The following is a 16,450-nucleotide window of genomic DNA, read 5'->3' on the forward strand; positions in this document are numbered from 1 at the left end:
CAGGAGGACTCAAATCATGATTCGCTACCGGTTCAAGGCCCACAGGGCCACGGCCACCGCCACGGCCAGCACCGCGGTCAGGGCGGCCGTCAGCCGATTGCCCTGCTCCTGGGCGCGGCGCAGGCGGTTCATCTCGGCCAGCAGGTGCGGCGTCAGGTTGGGACGGCTGAAATGCTCGTGCACCAGGCGCGGCAACGATGGCAACATCTGCGACCATTGGCCGGCCTCCTTGGCCAGGCTCTGGCGCAGCCCCGTCAGGCCGATGCGCTGCCGCATCCAGTGCTCGAGATAGGGCTTGGCGGTTTTCCAGAGATCCAGGTTGGGATCGAGCTGGCGCCCCAGGCCTTCGACGTTGAGCAGGGTTTTCTGCAGCAGCACCAGCTGCGGCTGGATCTCGACATTGAAGCGGCGCGAGGTCTGGAACAGCCGCAGCAGCACCTGGCCCAGCGAGATCTCGGCCAGCGGACGGTCGAAATAGGGTTCGCACACCGCGCGCACCGCGCCTTCGAGCTCTTCCTCGCGGGTTTCGGGCGGCACCCAGCCCGACTCGATATGCAGCTGGGCCACGCGGCGATAGTCGCGGTGGAAAAAGGCCAGGAAATTCTGCGCCAGGTAATTCTTGTCGAACTCGGACAACGAGCCGACGATGCCGAAGTCCAGCGCGATATAGCGGCCCAGCGTCTGCGGCGCATCGGACACGTAGATATTGCCCGGGTGCATGTCGGCGTGGAAAAAGCCGTCGGTGAAGACCTGGGTGAAGAAGATTTCCACCCCGCTGCGCGCCAGCGTCGGGATATCGATACCGGCGGCGCGCAGGCGGTCGACCTGGCCGACCGGGATACCGTACATGCGCTGCATGGTGAACACCGTGCTGGCGGTGTACTCCCATACCACCTCGGGAACGATCAGCATCTCGCCGCGGCCCGACTCCGGACCGAAATTGCGCCGCAACTGGCTGCAATTGGACGCCTCGCGCACCAGGTCGAGTTCGTCGTGCAGGTATTTGTCGAACTCGGCCACTACCTCGCGCGGCTTCAGCCGCCGGCCGTCGGCGCCCAGGCGCTCGATCACGCCGGCCACCACGCGCAGCAGCGCCAGGTCCTTTTCGATGACGTTGAGCATGCCCGGACGCAGCACCTTGACCGCCACCTCGCGGCCGTCGTGCAGCACGGCGAAGTGCACCTGGGCGATCGAGGCCGAAGCCACCGGATCGACGTCGAACTGGGCGAACAGTTGCGCCGGCGGCGCGCCCAGCGCCGCCTCGATGCTGGCAGCCGCCTGCGCCGACGGAAATGGCGGCACGCGATCCTGCAGCAGCGCCAGCTCGTTGGCGATATCGGCCGGAATCAGGTCGCGACGCGTCGACAGCACCTGTCCGAACTTGACGAAGATCGGCCCGAGCGACTCCAGCGCCATGCGCAGCCGCACGCCGCGCGGCGCGCGCGGCCGGGTACCCAGCCGCATGACCCGCAGCAGGCACGTGGCCAGCGGGTGGTTCAGGCTCGACAGCACCAGCTCGTCGAGTCCATACCGCAGGGAAACCAGCAGGATGCGCAGCAGCCGCAGGAACGTCAGCATGGCATTCATGCGCCCCGCCTTGCGTCCAGGCGGGCCAGGCGCGCTTCCAGCGCCGCCGCCGAGCGCGCCAGCGCGTCGCTGTCGGCGCCGAACCGGGCCAGGTCCAGGCGCCATTGCTCCCATTGCGGCCGGCCCACCAGCACCGCGCTTTCCTCGGCCAGGTATTCGGAAACGTTGCGGGCCAGCCGGCCGCCGGCCTCGCGGGCGCCGCCGGCCAGCGCACGCACGCCGCCCAGCAGGCGCGCCGCCGGAATGTCGCCGACCACACGGGCCAGCTCGTCCTCGGCGTCCCAGCGCAGGTCGCGCGCCAGGTCGGCCACCACCTGCGCCAGCGCCGCGTCGCCCGAGATATGCGTCAGGTCGGCGAAATCGGCGCGGCCGTCGCCGGGCAGCAGGCGCGCCAGGCTGAAGGATTCGGCCGCCGACAGCGTGACGTTCGGCACCACCGCCGAATCGGCCTCCTGCACCCGCCCCTCGCTATCGATGGTCAGCGACAGCGCGAGCCCGCCCAACGCGAACCGCACGGTCTTGCCGGCGTGGCGCGCCAGCCGGTCGCGCGCCCAGGATTCGCGCTCGAGCAGCGCGTTCAGCGCGCGCGCGGCGATCCTCGGCAAGGTGGGCAGGGCAGCAAAAGGCAGCATGGAATCGACAGGCGCGGACCACCCGCGGGGTGTCCGCAGCAACAAAGACAAAAGCGCAGTGTAACGGGTTCAAAAGCACCGTGTGCCGGCTGGCCATTGATGCCGCGCAAGACCGGCCCATAAGCGAACCGGCCCTGGCGGGCCGGTTCACGGTGCAGCCCGGCCGTCGGGCCGGGACCGCGGGGCCGGTTCACGCGGGAACGGGCCCTGGCCATCCCGCCGTGGCGGTCAGCTGGCGTGTTCGACCGGAATCTGCTGGATGCCTGCCAGCAGCCAGCCGCCGTCGGCCGGCTTGAACAGATTCCAGACTTCCTCGAAGCGGAACGCCTCGGTGCCCGGGGCTTCGCGCAGCATGCCGGAGAAGCGCACGCTGGCGAGGTGGCCATCGGAAACCGTCTCGATGCCGAGCAGCTCGGCGTTGAGCAGCACCACTTCGGTCTTGTTGGCGGCGGCGCCGCGCGCTTCCAGTTGCGGCTTGAGTTCGCTGATCAGGTCGTCGGTCAGGAAGTCGCGCAGGCTTTCGACCTCGCCGCTGTCCCAGATGCCCTGGATGCGCACGAACTGGTCCTTGGCTTGCTGCAGGAAACGCGGCGTGTCGAAATCACCCGGGATGAACCAGTTGCCGTCGTCGCCGGCCTTGGGCAGCGCGGCTGCCGCTGCGGCGGGCGCCGCGGCAGCGACCGGCGCCGCGGCGGGCTGCTGGGCAGGCGCCGGGTTCAGGCTTTCGCGCCACATGGGCTGCTGCGACGGCTGGCCGGGACGGTTGCCGCCCGCCGCGCCGTACGCGCCCTGCATGGCCTGGCGCGGCGCGCCGCCGCGCAGCCGGCGCACGATGAAGATGACGGCGAACACCACCAGGGCGATCAGCAGCATGCTGGCCATGAACTCGGCAAACGCGCCGGACAGGCCCAGGTGCGACAGCAGCGCGGCCAGGCCCAGGCCGGCGGCGATGCCGGCGATGGGGCCGAGCCAGCGCGACATGCCGCTCTTGGCGGCGGTGCCGGCGGCGGCCGTGCCTGCGGCGGCGGTAGCCGGACGCGCGGCGCTGGTGGCGCCGGCGGTGGTGCCCGCCCCGGCGGCCGGCGGCGTCACGGCCTGGCGCTGCTGGGTGATATTGGTGGATTGGCGGCCAAAGCTGGAGCCACCGCCCATGCGGCGGGCCTCCGCGTCAAACGACGCGCCCACCATCGCCGTGCCGGCGACGGCGACCAGCGCCATGGCGCAAAATCGGGAAAAACGGGATCGGGACATGCTTTTGTGCTCCTCGCGTACGCGCCGCCGCTCCCCCGCGGGAGCGGCTGGAAAGGCCCCGGTTGGGGCCAGCGCGGCAAACCTTACAGAAAACTGAACAATCTAAGCATAACGGACAAGCCGGCACGCCACAAGTTCCCCGTGGCGCCGCGCAGGACGTGCGTTTCAGCCCAGCCGCACGCCTTCGTGCAGGGCCGCCACGCCGGCGGTCAGATTGAAGTACTGGACGCGGTCCAGGCCGGCGTCGCGCAGCATGCCGGCCAGGGTTTCCTGGTCGGGGTGCATGCGGATCGATTCGGCCAGGTAACGATAGCTGGCCTCGTCGTTGGCGACCTTCTTGCCCATCCAGGGCAGCACATTGAAGGAATACCAGTCGTAGGCCGGCGCCAGCGGCTTGGCCACGCGGGAGAATTCCAGCACCAGCAGCTTGCCGCCCGGCTTGAGCACGCGGGTCATTTCGGCCAGGGCGCGGTCCTTGTGGGTCATGTTGCGCAGGCCGAAGGCCACGCTGACGCGGTCGAAATACTGCGACGGGAACGGCAGGCGCTCGGCGTCGCAGACCGCGGTGGGCACCAGCAGGCCGCTGTCGGTCAGGCGATCGCGGCCGACGCGCAGCATGGATTCGTTGATATCGGTCAGCCACACTTCGCCGCTGGGGCCGGCGCGCTTGGCGAAGGCGCGCGCCAGGTCGCCCGTGCCGCCGGCAATATCCAGCACCTTCATGCCCGGCCGGACCGCGGCGCGCCCGATCGTGAAAGCCTTCCAGACGCGGTGCAGGCCGGCCGACATGAGATCGTTCATGACGTCGTAGCGCGAGGCGACCGAATGGAAGACCTCGGCGACCTTGCGGGCCTTGTCGGCTTCGGGCACGGACTGGAAGCCGAAATGCGTGGATTGCTCGCCCTGCGGCGCCGATTCGGGCTGGGAATGAGGAGTTTGCATGGTGAAGTCCCGGTATATGGTCCAATGGTAGCCGATCGGCGGCGGCCCGCCGCCGCCGTGGACGGCCTGGCCCGGATATGGCTACGGTCACATACGTGAAATATTGCGGCCATACTATCGCAATGTTCGCGCCGCGCCGGCGCATGCTGCGTATCCATTGCCTACCATGTCCAGCACCATTCTTGTCGTTGAAGACGAACCCGCCATCCAGGAACTGATCGCCGTGAACCTTTCGTTCGCGGGCCACAAGGTCCTGCGCGCGTTCGATGCCGAACAGGCCCAGACCCTGATCCGCGCCGAGCTGCCCGACCTCATCCTGCTCGACTGGATGCTGCCGGGGGCCTCCGGCCTGTCGCTGGCCCGCAAGCTGCGCGACGAAGAGCGCACCCGCGCCGTCCCGGTCATCATGCTGACGGCCAAGGGCGCCGAACAAGACAAGGTCGACGGCCTGGAGGCGGGCGCCGACGACTACATCACCAAGCCCTTCTCGCCCAAGGAGCTGATGGCGCGCATCAAGGCCGTGCTGCGCCGCCGCGCCCCGCAGCTGACCGACGACATCATCGACGTCGCTGGGCTGAAGCTGGACCCGGTCACCCACCGCCTGTCGGGCCACAGCCAGTCGCTGTCCATCGGGCCCACCGAGTTCCGCCTGCTGCACTTCTTCATGACCCACCCGGAGCGGGTGTTTTCCCGCTCGCAGCTGCTCGACCAGGTGTGGGGCGACCACGTCTTCGTGGAAGAGCGTACGGTGGACGTACATATCCGCCGCCTGCGCAAGGCGCTGGAACCCAGCGGCCACGACGCGCACGTCGAGACGGTGCGCGGCAACGGCTACCGGTTTACAGCACAGGTGCCGGCGCGCTAAAAAACCGCACGATGATCTGGCTGCGCACCCTTTTCATGATCGCCTTCTGGGCGGTCATGGCCCTGCTTGCCCAATGGCTGATCGGCAACCCGGCCGGCTGGCTGCTGTTCGGCGCGGCCATGGCGGCCATGCTGCTGTGGCGCAGCTGGCGCCTGCACCTGGTGTCGCGCTGGGCCCATGACCCCGAATCGGCGCCGCCGGCGGCCGTCGGCCCCTGGGACGACATCCTGGCGCCGCTGTATCGCTACACGCGGGCGCGCGCGCGCGAACTGGCCGAAACGCGCGAAACCATGCAAAGCATGCTGGCCGCCGCCCAGGCGCTGCCCGACGGCGTGGTCACGCTCAACGAAGATTTCCAGATCGACTGGGCCAACCGCATGGCGCGGCGCCACCTGGGCCTGCGCCTGCCGGCCGACCGCGGCCACAACCTGCTGAACCTGCTGCGCGCCCCCGAGTTCGTCGCCTATGCGCATCGCGGGCACTGGCCCGAACCCATCCTGGTGCGCCTGAGCCTGAACGGCCAGGAGCGGGTCATGATGATCCATCTGGCCGGCTACGCCAGCAACCAGCGCCTGCTGATTTCCCGCGATGTCACCCAGATCGAGCGCCTGGAAACCACCCGGCGCGATTTCGTCGCCAACGTCTCGCACGAGCTGCGCACGCCGCTGACAGTGCTGGCCGGCTTCCTGGAGACGCTGCGCGAGCTGCCGGCCGAGGCGCTGCCCGCCGAACAGCGCGACCAGTACATGGCCATGATGCACGAGCAGGCGCGGCGCATGCAGGCCATCGTCGAAGACCTGCTGACCCTGTCCACGCTCGAATCCTCGCCCGAGGCCGACCCGCTGGCCGTCGATGTCGGCGCGCTGCTGCGCACCGCCCGCCAGCAGGTCGAGGCGCTATCGAACGGCCGGCATGTGTTCGAGTGGCAGATCGAGGAGGGGCTGGATGTGCTGGGCAGCGGCACCGAGCTGGCTTCGGCCCTGTCCAACCTGCTGACCAACGCGGTGCGCTACACCCCCGACGGCGGGCGCATCACCGTGCGCTGGCGGCGCGGCGCCGACGGCGAGGCGCTCTACAGCGTGCAGGACACCGGCATCGGCATTCCGGCGCGCCACCTGCCGCGCCTGACCGAACGCTTCTACCGGGTCGACCGGGGCCGCTCGCGCGCGGCCGGCGGCACCGGCCTGGGCCTGGCCATCACCAAGCACATCGCCATGCGCCACGACGCCGACCTGCTGATCGACAGCGAGCCCGGCAAGGGCAGCACCTTCACGCTGCGCTTTCCCGCCGAGCGCGTGACCGGCGAAGATCCGGACCGCTGAGGCGGCGGGCGATCCAGCGCATAATGCAGGATCCCGACATTCTGCATCCGCCCCCATGCGCATCCTCGTTATCGAAGACGAGCCCAAGCTGGCCGACTATCTGCACAAGGGCCTGTCCGAGCAAAGCCATATCGTCGACGTCGCGCGCGACGGCGTCAACGGCCGCCACCTGGCGCTCGAGGGCGACTACGAACTGGTCATCCTCGACGTGATGCTGCCCGACATCGACGGCTTCGCCGTCCTGGCGGCGCTGCGCGCGGCCGCGCGCAACACGCCGGTGCTGATGCTGACGGCGCGCGACCGGGTCGAGGACCGCGTGCGCGGGCTGGAAGGCGGCGCCGACGACTACCTGGTCAAGCCGTTCGCGTTCTCCGAGCTCCTGGCGCGCGTGCATGCGCTGCAGCGGCGCGGGCGCAGCCAGGAATCCACCCTGCTGCGCCTGGCCGACCTGGAGCTGGACCTGGCCAGCCGCAAGGCGCAGCGCGGCGGACGCCGCCTGGACCTGACGGCCAAGGAGTTCTCGCTGCTGGCGCTGCTGCTGCGCCGCCAGGGCCAGATCCTGTCGCGCACCACGCTGGCCGAGCAGGTCTGGGACATGAACTTCGACAGCGACACCAACGTCATCGACGTCGCCATCCGCCGGTTGCGCGGCAAGCTGGACGACCCCTACGACGCCAAGCTGCTGCATACCGTGCGCGGCATGGGCTACGTGCTGGAATCGCGCCCGTCATGAGGCTGCGCACGCCGTCGATGCAACGGCGGCTGACGCTGTGGCTGGGCGTCATCGCCCTGCTGGCGTCCAGCCTGGCCGGAGCGCTGCTGTTCTGGACGCTGAAACAGGAAGTGCAGCGCCAGGAAATCACCGAGGCGCGCGGCAAGGCCGAACTCATCGAGCACCTGGTGGGCATGCAGTCCCATACGCCGCAGGCGCTCAGCGACATGCTCGACGGCATCCAGGCCGGCCATGGCCACCTGGGCATCTGGATCACCAGCCCGGACGGCACGCTGCGCTATGGCAACGCCACGCCCGAGGTGCTCAGCGTCACGGACGGCGGCGAAGTGCTGCTGCGCAACGCCGATGACACCCGCATGCGCGGCGTGCGGCTGACGCTGCCGGGCCCGCCCGAGGCCGGCGCCACGCTGACCGTGGCGGTCAATACGCTGGCCAACGCACGCTTTCTCTATGCCTATGGCACCGCGTTGCTGCTGATCTGCGCGCTGTGGATCGGCGCCACCGTGGTGCTGGCCGCCTGGGCCGTGCGCCGCACGCTGGCGCCGGTGCGGCGGCTCTCCGGCCAGGCGGCCAGCATCCAGCCCGAGCACCTGGACGTGCGCCTGCCGGTGGTGGGCATCGACCGGGAACTGAGCGACCTGGTGGCCTCGTTCAACCGCACCCTGGACCGCCTGCAGGAGGCGTACCAGCAGATGGAGGGCTTCAACGCCGACGTCGCGCACGAGCTGCGCACGCCCCTGGCCACCCTGATCAACGGCGCCCAGGTCACGCTGTCGTCGCCGCGCTCGGCCGAAGAGCTGCGCGAAGCGCTGGTCTCCAACCTCGAGGAGCTCGAAGACCTCAAGACGCTGGTCAACGACATGCTGTTCCTGGCGCGCGCCGACCGCGGCGAGCAGGCCGCCGACCTGGCGCCCGCGCGGCTCGAACAGGAAGCCCTGCGCGTGGCGGAGTATTTCGAAGCCACGCTGGAGGCGCAGGCGCTGCACGTGGCGGTGCAAGGCAGCGCCACGTGCGCCGCCAACCCTGGGCTGGTGCGCCGCGCCCTGGCCAACCTGCTGGCCAACGCGATACGCGCCACGCCGCGCGGCGCCACCATTACCGTGCGCTGCGCCGCCCTGCCCGACGGCGCGGCGCGCCTGACGGTGCACAACCCGGGCCCGCCCATCCCGGCCGCGGACCTGCCGCGCATCTTCGATCGCTTCTTCCGCAGCGGCGGCGCCCGGCCGCCGCGCGGCGAAGGCCACGGCCTGGGCCTGGCCATCGTGCGCGCCATCGCGCGCATGCACAACGGCGGCGTGACGGCGGCCAGCGGCCCGGCAGGCACCGAGATCGGCTTTTCCCTCGGAGCGCGGCCCGCGCAAGATGACAAACGCGTAATCCGGGCGACAGACTGAGGTCAGTCCCGCCCTGCTATCGTCGGCCGGACTTTCGCGCCCCCGCACGCGTGCTACGCTTGGCCGGCGCGCTGTCCCCCTTGAACCTCCGCTATACAGGCTTTCATGTCGCACGTATCCACGCTTCGCCGCGCCCTGCTGGGGGCCTTGCTCCTGGCGCCGGCCGCGGCCCTGGCCAACACGCCGATCCCCATCGACGTCTGGCGTACGCCCACCTGCGGCTGCTGCGAAGACTGGCTGCAGCACTTGCGCAGCAACGGCTTCGAAGTCCGCGCCCACATGGTCGAAGACACCGCGCCGGTGCGCAGCCAGGCCGGCATGCCGGCCCGGTACGGCTCGTGCCACACCGCGCGCGTGCAGGGCTATACCGTCGAAGGCCATGTGCCGGCGGCCGACATCCGTCGCCTGCTGCGCGACAAGCCGCGCGCCGTGGGACTGACCGCGCCCGGCATGCCCATCGGCTCGCCCGGCATGGACGGCCCGGCCTACGGCGGGCGGCGCGATGCCTACGATGTGCTGCTGGTGCAGCCCGACGGCTCGGCCCGGGTGTTCCAGGCGTACCGCTGACGCGCATTTCGCCACAACGGCGCTATGGGCACTGCCCGGGCGCCGCCCGATCTGGTCCACAATGGGGGGGTTTTCAACCCTTGTTGTACAGGCAACCCAACATGGCCCAGATTGTTCTGTTCGAGAATATCCACCCCAGCGCCCGCGCCGTCTTCAGCGCGGCCGGCTATACCGACATCGTCGCCCACGCGGCGGCGCTGCCTTCGGGTGAGCTGCGCGAGGCCCTGCGCGGGGCCGAGGTGGTGGGTATCCGCTCGCGGACCCATCTGGACGCCGACCTGCTGGCGGCCAACCCCGACCTGCGCGTGGTGGGGTGCTTTTGCATCGGCACCAACCAGGTCGACCTGGACGCCGCCATGATGCGCGGGGTACCGGTCTTCAACGCACCGTTCTCCAATACCCGCTCGGTGGCCGAACTGGTGCTGGGCGAAGCCATCTTGCTGCTGCGCCGGATCCCCGAGAAGAACGCCCGCGTCCACCTGGGGCATTGGGACAAGAGCGCCGCCGGCGCCTACGAGGCCCGCGGCAAGACGCTGGGGATCGTCGGCTACGGCAACATCGGCTCGCAGATCAGCACCCTGGCCGAGGCCATCGGCATGCGCGTGGTGTTCTTCGACGTGGAGGCCAAGCTGCCGCTGGGCAACGCGCGCGCCGCCGGCTCGCTGGCCGAGCTGCTGGAGCAGGCCGATGTCGTCACCCTGCACGTGCCCGGCGGCAAGTCCACCCAGAACATCGTCAACGCCGACACCCTGGCGCGCATGAAGCGCGGCGCGATTCTCATCAACGCCTCGCGCGGCACGGTGGTGGACATCCAGGCGCTGCACGACGCCCTGGCCAGCGGCCACCTGGCCGGCGCGGCGCTGGACGTGTTTCCGACCGAGCCCAAGAGCGCCGACGAACCGCTGGCCAGCCCGCTGATCGGCATGCCCAACGTCCTGCTCACGCCGCACATCGGCGGCAGCACCCAGGAATCCCAGGAAAACATCGGCCGCGAAGTGGCCGAGAAACTGGTGCGCTTCCTGCAAGCAGGCACCACCAAGAGCGCCGTCAATTTCCCCGAGCTGTCGTACCAGGCGCCCGTGGGCGGCTCGCGCATCATCCACGTGCACCGCAACGCCCCCGGCGCGCTGGGCGCGCTGGACAACCTGATGGCCCAGCATGGACTGAACATCGTCAGCCAGAGCCTGCAGACCAAGGGCCAGATCGGCTACGCCGTCACCGACGTCGACGGCGAAGTCAGCGACACCGTCCTGGCCGACCTGCGCAGCCACCCGGTCACCGTGAGGTGCGAAAAGCTGTAACCCCTGGGTGCCTGTCCCCGAAGGGGGACTGGCACCAATCCCCCCTCACGCTTCCCCGAAACTCACCGCCGCCCGCAGGCATTGCGCCAGCCGTTGCGCCAGCGGCGACTGCCCCAGCGGCTGGCGCACGATGAGGCCGATCTCGCGGGCGAAGCGGACCTGGTCGTCCAATTCGAGCAGGCGCAGGCCGCGCGCATCCAGGTGCCGCGTATGCGGCAGCAGGGCCACGCCCAGGCCGTGGCGCACCAGATTGGCGATGGCGTCGATTTCGTCGAGCTCGATGGCTTCGCGCACATCCAGCCGGTGCCGCTTCAGGAACATGTCCACCAGCCGGCCGCCGAACGAGGCGCGGTCGTAGCGGATGAAGGGCTGGCCGGCCAACAGCTCGCGCCAGGGTGCCTCCGGCGCCGCCTCGGGCACGGCCAGCACCATGGGCTCGCGCAGCAGGGGCTGCCATTCCAGCTCCGGCGGCAGCGCGAACGGCGGGCGGATCAGCACCGCCAGGTCGACTTCGCCGGCATCGACATGGCCCAGCAGCGTGAGCGACACGCCCGGCACGATGCGCACGCGCACATCCGGGTGCTCGGCGCGCAGGGCCGCCAGGGCCCGCACCAGCAGATCCTGCTGCACCGACGCAATCGCGCCCACGCGCAACAGGCCGCTGACCCGGCCGGCGCCGGCCATGCCCACCACGCGGTCGGCCATGGCGACCAGCGCCTCGGCCTGCGGCAGCAGGCTGCGGCCATGATGGTTCAAGGCGGCCGACTTGCCGGTCCGCTCGAACAGCGCCACGCCCAGGTGTTCTTCCAGGCGCTTGATCTGTGCGCTGACGGCCGACTGCGTCAGGCCGAGCCGGCGCCCGGCTCCCGTGAAGGTGCCGCCGCGCGCCACGGCGATAAAGGTTTTGAATTCCCGGATCACAATCGATTTTATTGATGGTCAGCCCGAATATTTATCGTTTTTCTATCACAAAAACAACTAATACACTATGCCTTGAATCTTCAATGCCGTCAGGAGCTTGCATGTCTACCCCGTCCCCCATTCCTCCGTTCCACCTGGCCTTCCCGGTCCGCGACCTGGCCGAAGCCCGTGATTTCTACGGCGCCTTGCTGGGCTGTCCGGAAGGGCGCAGCTCGCCCGAGTGGATCGATTTCAATTTCTATGGCCACCAGATCGTGGCCCACCTGGCGCCCCAGGCATGCGGCTCGGCCGCCACCAACGCGGTGGATGCGCACAACGTGCCGGTGCGCCATTTCGGCGCGGTGCTGTCCATGGACCAGTGGGAAGCCCTGGCCGGCAAGCTGACCGACGCCGGCACCGAGTTCGTGATCGAACCCTATATCCGCTTCAAGGGCGAGGTGGGCGAGCAGGCCACCATGTTCTTCCTCGATCCGTCGGGCAACGCACTGGAGTTCAAGGCCTTCAAGAACATAGAATCCCTGTTTGCCAAGTAACTTTCTTCGCAGCAGGTATTGCCGTTGACCGTATCGCCCCCGCCTCCTTCATCGGCGCCCGCCGGCTGGCGCATCCTGCCGCAGGGCGACCGCTGCCTGATCGTGTGGTTCGGCGACCGGATCGACGCCGGCGTCGGCCGCGCCTGCCTGGCGGCGGCCGGCCTGCTGCGCGCCGCCGGCCTGGCGGGCGTGACCGACGTGGTGCCCTCGTTCGCGGCGGTGGCGGTGCACTATCGCCCCGGCCCGGACGGCGCGCCCGGCTACTCCATGCTGGCGGCGCAAGTCGAACGCCTGCTGGCCGGCGGCATCCCGGTCGACGACAGCGCCGGACGGGAAATGGAAATCCCCGTGTGCTACGGCGGCGAGCATGGCCCCGACCTCGAAGAAGCCACGCGCGCCGCGGGCCTGACGCCCGAGGCGCTGGTCGCGCTGCATGGCGCGCCCGGCAGCATGGTCTACATGCTGGGCTTCGCGCCCGGCCATTCCTATATCGGCGTGCACGACGCGCGCCTGGACCTGCCGCGCCGCGCCACGCCGCGCACGGCGGTGCCAGCCGGCTCGGTCGCCATCGCCAACCGGCAGACCGTCATCTATCCCGCGCGCCTGCCCGGCGGCTGGAACATCATCGGCGCCACGCCGCTGAACCTGTTCGACCCGGGGCGCGAACCCGCCGCGCTGCTGCAACCCGGCGACCGCATCCGCTTCGTGCCGATCGACGCCGCCGAGTTCGATCGCCTGCGGGAGGCGCAATGAGCCTGGCCGTCATCAAACCCGGCATGCTGTCCACCTTCCAGGACGGCGGCCGCCACGGCTACCAGCACCAGGGCATTCCGGTGGCCGGCGCCATGGACCCCCGCGCGCACCGGCTGGCCAACCTGCTGGCCGGCAACGCCGCCGACACCGCCACGCTGGAGATCACCGTGGCCGGCCCCACGCTGCGCTTCGAGGCGCCGGCCTGCGTGGCGCTGGGCGGCGCCGACCTGGGCGCCACGCTCGGCGGCCTGCCCGCGCCCGTGCTGCGCCCGCTGGTGGCGCGCGCCGGCGACGTGCTGTCCTTCGCCCGCCCCGGCCAGGGCGCGCGCGCCTATCTGGCGGTGCACGGCGGCTACGACCTGCCCATGGTCATGGGCAGCCAGAGCACCTACCTGCGCAGCGCCTTCGGCGGCTACCACGGACGCGCCCTGGCCAAGGGCGACCAGGTCGGCCTGCGCCGGCCCCTGGCCGACGACGCGGCGCGCCTGGACGCGCTGGCGCAGCAGCTGTGGCAACTGCGCTTCTATCTTGCGGCCACCCTGAGCAGCCCGCCGCGCGACGTGCTGCGCATACTGCCCGGGCCCCACTGGGAGGCTTTCGACGCCGCCTCGCGCCAGGCCTTGCTGGACCAGGCCTTCCGTATCGGTGCGCAATCCGACCGCATGGGCTATCGTCTGGAAGGGCCGCGGCTGCGGCTGTCCGAACGGCGCGAGATGCTGTCGGAGGCCACCTGCTTCGGCACCGTGCAGGTGCCGGCCGACGGCGCGCCCATCGTGCTGATGGCCGACCGCCAGACCACCGGCGGCTATCCCAAGCTGGCGCAGGTCGCCACGGTGGACCTGCCTTCGTTGGCGCAAGCCATGCCGGGGCAGGCGCTGCGCTTTGCCCTCATCGAGCTTGAGCAGGCGCAACGGCTGGACGCGGCCCGCGAAGCCGCCTTCGCCCAATTGACCGGCCAGCTCGACGCCTTGCGCGGCCTGCTGCGCAACTTCCAGGAGCCCACGCCATGAATCCCGCCATCGACCTGAATTGCGACATGGGCGAAAGCTACGGCGCCTGGCGCATGGGCAACGACGAAGCCGTGCTGCAGTTCGTCACGTCGGCCAATATCGCCTGTGGCTTTCACGGCGGCGACCCATCCACCATGCGCCAGACCGTCGCCGCGGCGCTGGCCCATGGGGTGGCGCTGGGCGCTCACCCCAGCCTGCCGGACCTGGCCGGCTTCGGGCGCCGCGCCATGCAGATCACCCCGCAGGAAGCCTACGACCTGGTGGTCTACCAGGTCGGCGCGCTGGCCGGCGTGGCTGCCTCGCAAGGCGCGCGCCTGCATCACGTCAAGGCGCACGGCGCGCTCTACAACATGGCGGCCAAGGATGCGGCGCTGGCGCGCGCGATCTGCCAGGCGGTGCGCGACGTCGACAGCGACCTGGTGCTGTACGGGCTGGCCGGCAGCGCCTTGATCGACGCCGCCCGCGCCATCGGCCTGCGCGCGGCGCAGGAAGTCTTCGCCGACCGGACCTACCAGGCCGACGGCCAATTGACGCCGCGCAGCCAGCCCGACGCCATGATCACCGACCTGGACCAGGCCATCGCCCAGGTGCTGGGCATGGTGCGCGACGGCAGCGTGCGCACGCCCGACGGGCAGACCGTGGCCTTGCAGGCCGATACGCTGTGCATCCACGGCGACCAGCCCGATGCGCTGGTATTCGCCCGCGGCATCCGCCTGGCGCTCGAACGCAACGGCATCGCCATCCAGGCGGCGTAGGGCCGCGCCGTCACGCGTACGGCAGGACCGAGGTCATCTCCAGCAGGGCGGGTCCCACCTCGTTTTCCAATTGGCCGGGCTTGACGAACTGCGAGCCGAGCACGCAGTTGAATACATAGAGCTCGCCGCCGGACGACGGCCGGTACGGCACGCCGACCGTCGCGACGTCCGGCCGGTATTCGCCGTGCGAATAGCAGAACCCGTGCCGCCCCCAGAACTGGATCATGTCCAGCGCCGATTCGCCCCAGCGCTCCCAGTGCTCGGGGGTCTTCACACGGATCTGGTTGAACAGCGTATTGCGCTCGTCCGCGCTGCACGCGGCGAGATAGGCGCGGCCATTGGACGTGGCGATGATGGGGTGCGACATGCCGATGTCGGAGTAGCGCTGCGCGCGCAGCGAGCGCGACCGGCTGGTCTCCACGTACACCATGCTCAGGCGTTCCCGCATGCACAGCGACACCGAGCAGCCCAGCCGTTCGGCCAGTTCGCGCATCGGCGAGCGCACGACCTGCCGCAGCGCGATGTTGGCCAGCAGCGGATAGGACAGCGTGAGCACGGCATTGCCCAGCTGGAACTTGCCGGAAACCGGGTCGACCTTGAGATAGCCCAGTTCGATCAGCGTGTAGGTGTAGCGCGACACCGTCGGCTTGGACAGCCCCGACAACTCGGACAACTGGCGGTTGCTCAGGACCGCCGCCTCCGGCGTGAAGCATCTGAGCAACTGCAGGCCATGGGCCAGCGTGCTGGCGAACTGCCTGTCCCGCGCTGGGCGGCTTGCTTTCGGTGCGCTCATTCTTGTCTCCAGTGCCGCCCTGGGTGTTTTGCATGTCAAAACAGTGTGCAGCATAGCAAGGTTTGTCTCCCATTCTAAACAGGCCGGATTAGCATTCGGGCCTTCGAGGAGACAAACCATGAAACCATTCAGCTTGCTGCGCCGTATCGCCACGATTGCACTGCTCATGGCGGCCTCGTCGGCGCACGCCGATACCTTCCCCAGCCGGCCGATCCGGCTGATCGTGCCATTCGGCCCGGGCGGCATCACGGACCTCATCGCGCGCCAGGCCGCGCTGGGCATGGCGGAGAAACTGGGGCAGCCGGTCATCATCGAGAACAAGCCCAGCGCCGGCCACATCGTGGCCATGCAGACAGTGGCCCAGGCCACGCCCGACGGCTACACGATCCTGCTGGGTTCGAACACCGGCTTTACGGTCGCCCCGCACATGTACAAGAACCTGCCCTTCCGGATCGACACGCTGCAGCCGATCGCGCCGATCAACACGGCGCCCACGGTGCTGCTGGCCAGGCCCGACTTCCCCGCCAACAACCTGACCGAGCTGATCCAGTACATCAAGGACAACCCCGGCAAGCTGAACTATGGCTCGTTCGGCATCGGCACCAGCGCGCATCTGGGCATGGAGATCATGAAGAGCGACCTGGGCCTGAACATCATGCACATCCCCTACCGCGGCGATGCGCAGGGCCTGCTGGCCCTGAAGGCCAAGGAAGTGGACATCGCCTATATCACGCTGTTCTCGGCCCAGGCGCGCATCCGGGCCGGCGAATTCAAGGCGCTGGGCGTGCTGCAGAACGACCGCCTCACCGCCTTTCCCGACATCCAGACCACCGTCGAAGTCGGCTCGAAGAACTCGGGCATGCCGGTCTGGATCGCCTTCTTCGCCCCGCCCGGCACGCCCGACGCCGTCATGCGCAAACTGGAAAGCGCCACGCGCTCGGCCAGCTCCGCGCCCGCGTTCGTGGAATTCCTGCACAACAACGGCGTGGAGCCCTGGAATCCGTCGAACCAGGACCTGATGCGCTTCATCCAGGATCAGCTGAACCGCTCCGGGCCCATCATCCAGGAAATCGGCCTGCAGCCCCAATAGG

At 69.5% G+C, this 16,450-nt stretch carries 17 protein-coding genes; 11 read left to right on the forward strand and 6 right to left on the reverse strand.

Annotation, left to right across the window (positions count from 1 at the left end):
• Positions 1-24 precede the first annotated feature (24 nt).
• The 4 genes from ubiB to ubiE form a co-directional block, all read right to left on the reverse strand.
• Positions 25-1,587, reverse strand: a complete 1,563-nt coding sequence (ubiB, locus tag LK409_RS18180; protein WP_003815105.1) for a ubiquinone biosynthesis regulatory protein kinase UbiB — start codon at positions 1,585-1,587, stop codon at positions 25-27.
• Positions 1,584-2,219 carry a ubiquinone biosynthesis accessory factor UbiJ gene (locus tag LK409_RS18185; RefSeq protein ID WP_003815107.1) on the reverse strand — a complete coding sequence of 212 codons (636 nt, stop codon included), beginning with the start codon at positions 2,217-2,219 and terminating at the stop codon, positions 1,584-1,586. The genes ubiB and LK409_RS18185 overlap by 4 nt, the downstream gene beginning before the upstream one ends.
• A 228-nt stretch (positions 2,220-2,447) precedes the next feature.
• On the reverse strand, positions 2,448-3,470 hold the full coding sequence (locus LK409_RS18190; RefSeq protein WP_003815109.1) for a Tim44 domain-containing protein: 1,023 nt from the start codon (positions 3,468-3,470) through the stop codon (positions 2,448-2,450).
• Positions 3,471-3,635: 165 nt separating this feature from the next.
• Positions 3,636-4,412, reverse strand: a complete 777-nt coding sequence (gene ubiE, locus LK409_RS18195) for a bifunctional demethylmenaquinone methyltransferase/2-methoxy-6-polyprenyl-1,4-benzoquinol methylase UbiE (RefSeq protein WP_003815111.1) — start codon at positions 4,410-4,412, stop codon at positions 3,636-3,638.
• A 166-nt stretch (positions 4,413-4,578) separates the two neighbouring features.
• On the opposite strand from ubiE, the gene phoB reads away from it, so the two are divergent.
• The 6 genes from phoB to serA all read left to right on the forward strand — a co-directional run bounded on the left by phoB (position 4,579) and on the right by serA (position 10,594).
• Positions 4,579-5,277 (forward strand): phosphate regulon transcriptional regulator PhoB, encoded by a 699-nt coding sequence (phoB, locus tag LK409_RS18200; protein WP_041937304.1) that lies wholly within the window; start codon positions 4,579-4,581, stop codon positions 5,275-5,277.
• Between the two features lie 11 nt (positions 5,278-5,288).
• Positions 5,289-6,599: a phosphate regulon sensor histidine kinase PhoR gene (gene phoR, locus LK409_RS18205; RefSeq protein WP_003815115.1), complete on the forward strand. Its 1,311-nt coding sequence runs from the start codon at positions 5,289-5,291 to the stop codon at positions 6,597-6,599.
• Between the two features lie 55 nt (positions 6,600-6,654).
• Positions 6,655-7,332 carry a heavy metal response regulator transcription factor gene (locus LK409_RS18210; RefSeq protein ID WP_003815117.1) on the forward strand — a complete coding sequence of 226 codons (678 nt, stop codon included), beginning with the start codon at positions 6,655-6,657 and terminating at the stop codon, positions 7,330-7,332.
• Positions 7,329-8,726, forward strand: coding sequence for a heavy metal sensor histidine kinase (locus LK409_RS18215; protein ID WP_010929340.1), 1,398 nt, complete (start codon positions 7,329-7,331; stop codon positions 8,724-8,726). Before LK409_RS18210 ends, LK409_RS18215 begins: the two co-directional genes overlap by 4 nt.
• Positions 8,727-8,831: 105 nt before the next feature.
• Complete coding sequence (locus LK409_RS18220; protein ID WP_003815120.1) at positions 8,832-9,293, forward strand: DUF411 domain-containing protein; 462 nt, start codon at positions 8,832-8,834, stop codon at positions 9,291-9,293.
• Between the two features lie 101 nt (positions 9,294-9,394).
• Entirely contained in the window at positions 9,395-10,594 is a 1,200-nt protein-coding gene (serA, locus tag LK409_RS18225; RefSeq protein WP_033446413.1) for a phosphoglycerate dehydrogenase, read from the forward strand.
• Positions 10,595-10,639: 45 nt separating this feature from the next.
• Here serA and LK409_RS18230 read toward each other — a convergent pair whose 3' ends face one another.
• The gene (locus LK409_RS18230) at positions 10,640-11,515 is read right to left on the reverse strand and encodes a LysR family transcriptional regulator (RefSeq protein ID WP_003815123.1); all 876 of its coding nucleotides are present in this window, start codon (positions 11,513-11,515) and stop codon (positions 10,640-10,642) included.
• Between the two features lie 101 nt (positions 11,516-11,616).
• Between LK409_RS18230 and LK409_RS18235 the strand changes: the two genes are divergently transcribed.
• Genes LK409_RS18235 through LK409_RS18250 form a run of 4 tightly spaced genes read left to right on the forward strand, consistent with a single transcriptional unit; the run spans position 11,617 to position 14,566 of the window.
• On the forward strand, positions 11,617-12,048 hold the full coding sequence (locus LK409_RS18235; RefSeq protein WP_003815126.1) for a VOC family protein: 432 nt from the start codon (positions 11,617-11,619) through the stop codon (positions 12,046-12,048).
• Positions 12,049-12,066: 18 nt separating this feature from the next.
• Positions 12,067-12,801 (forward strand): 5-oxoprolinase subunit PxpB, encoded by a 735-nt coding sequence (gene pxpB, locus LK409_RS18240; protein ID WP_010929341.1) that lies wholly within the window; start codon positions 12,067-12,069, stop codon positions 12,799-12,801.
• Entirely contained in the window at positions 12,798-13,811 is a 1,014-nt protein-coding gene (locus tag LK409_RS18245) for a 5-oxoprolinase subunit C family protein (RefSeq protein WP_003815130.1), read from the forward strand. Before pxpB ends, LK409_RS18245 begins: the two co-directional genes overlap by 4 nt.
• The gene (locus tag LK409_RS18250) at positions 13,808-14,566 is read left to right on the forward strand and encodes a LamB/YcsF family protein (RefSeq protein WP_003815133.1); all 759 of its coding nucleotides are present in this window, start codon (positions 13,808-13,810) and stop codon (positions 14,564-14,566) included. Before LK409_RS18245 ends, LK409_RS18250 begins: the two co-directional genes overlap by 4 nt.
• Positions 14,567-14,576: 10 nt before the next feature.
• On the opposite strand, the gene LK409_RS18255 is transcribed toward LK409_RS18250, so the two are convergent.
• Positions 14,577-15,359, reverse strand: coding sequence for an IclR family transcriptional regulator (locus LK409_RS18255; protein ID WP_003815135.1), 783 nt, complete (start codon positions 15,357-15,359; stop codon positions 14,577-14,579).
• A gap of 118 nt (positions 15,360-15,477) precedes the next feature.
• Here LK409_RS18255 and LK409_RS18260 point away from each other — a divergent pair, with 118 nt between their 5' ends.
• Positions 15,478-16,449 (forward strand): tripartite tricarboxylate transporter substrate binding protein, encoded by a 972-nt coding sequence (locus LK409_RS18260; protein WP_049788735.1) that lies wholly within the window; start codon positions 15,478-15,480, stop codon positions 16,447-16,449.
• Position 16,450 lies beyond the last annotated feature (1 nt).

The organism is Bordetella parapertussis (assembly GCF_020735925.1).
Classification (GTDB): Bacteria; Pseudomonadota; Gammaproteobacteria; order Burkholderiales; family Burkholderiaceae_B; genus Bordetella; species Bordetella pertussis.

Excerpts from the sequence above, each read along its gene's own strand:
- ubiB (WP_003815105.1), bottom strand. The coding sequence starts at position 1,587 with ATGAATGCCATGCTGACGTTCCTGCGGCTGCTGCGCATCCTGCTGGTT.
- LK409_RS18185 (WP_003815107.1), bottom strand. The coding sequence starts at position 2,219 with ATGCTGCCTTTTGCTGCCCTGCCCACCTTGCCGAGGATCGCCGCGCGC.
- LK409_RS18190 (WP_003815109.1), bottom strand. The coding sequence starts at position 3,470 with ATGTCCCGATCCCGTTTTTCCCGATTTTGCGCCATGGCGCTGGTCGCC.
- ubiE (WP_003815111.1), bottom strand. The coding sequence starts at position 4,412 with ATGCAAACTCCTCATTCCCAGCCCGAATCGGCGCCGCAGGGCGAGCAA.
- phoB (WP_041937304.1), top strand. The coding sequence starts at position 4,579 with ATGTCCAGCACCATTCTTGTCGTTGAAGACGAACCCGCCATCCAGGAA.
- phoR (WP_003815115.1), top strand. The coding sequence starts at position 5,289 with ATGATCTGGCTGCGCACCCTTTTCATGATCGCCTTCTGGGCGGTCATG.
- LK409_RS18210 (WP_003815117.1), top strand. The coding sequence starts at position 6,655 with ATGCGCATCCTCGTTATCGAAGACGAGCCCAAGCTGGCCGACTATCTG.
- LK409_RS18215 (WP_010929340.1), top strand. The coding sequence starts at position 7,329 with ATGAGGCTGCGCACGCCGTCGATGCAACGGCGGCTGACGCTGTGGCTG.
- LK409_RS18220 (WP_003815120.1), top strand. The coding sequence starts at position 8,832 with ATGTCGCACGTATCCACGCTTCGCCGCGCCCTGCTGGGGGCCTTGCTC.
- serA (WP_033446413.1), top strand. The coding sequence starts at position 9,395 with ATGGCCCAGATTGTTCTGTTCGAGAATATCCACCCCAGCGCCCGCGCC.
- LK409_RS18235 (WP_003815126.1), top strand. The coding sequence starts at position 11,617 with ATGTCTACCCCGTCCCCCATTCCTCCGTTCCACCTGGCCTTCCCGGTC.
- LK409_RS18245 (WP_003815130.1), top strand. The coding sequence starts at position 12,798 with ATGAGCCTGGCCGTCATCAAACCCGGCATGCTGTCCACCTTCCAGGAC.
- LK409_RS18250 (WP_003815133.1), top strand. The coding sequence starts at position 13,808 with ATGAATCCCGCCATCGACCTGAATTGCGACATGGGCGAAAGCTACGGC.
- LK409_RS18255 (WP_003815135.1), bottom strand. The coding sequence starts at position 15,359 with ATGAGCGCACCGAAAGCAAGCCGCCCAGCGCGGGACAGGCAGTTCGCC.
- LK409_RS18260 (WP_049788735.1), top strand. The coding sequence starts at position 15,478 with ATGAAACCATTCAGCTTGCTGCGCCGTATCGCCACGATTGCACTGCTC.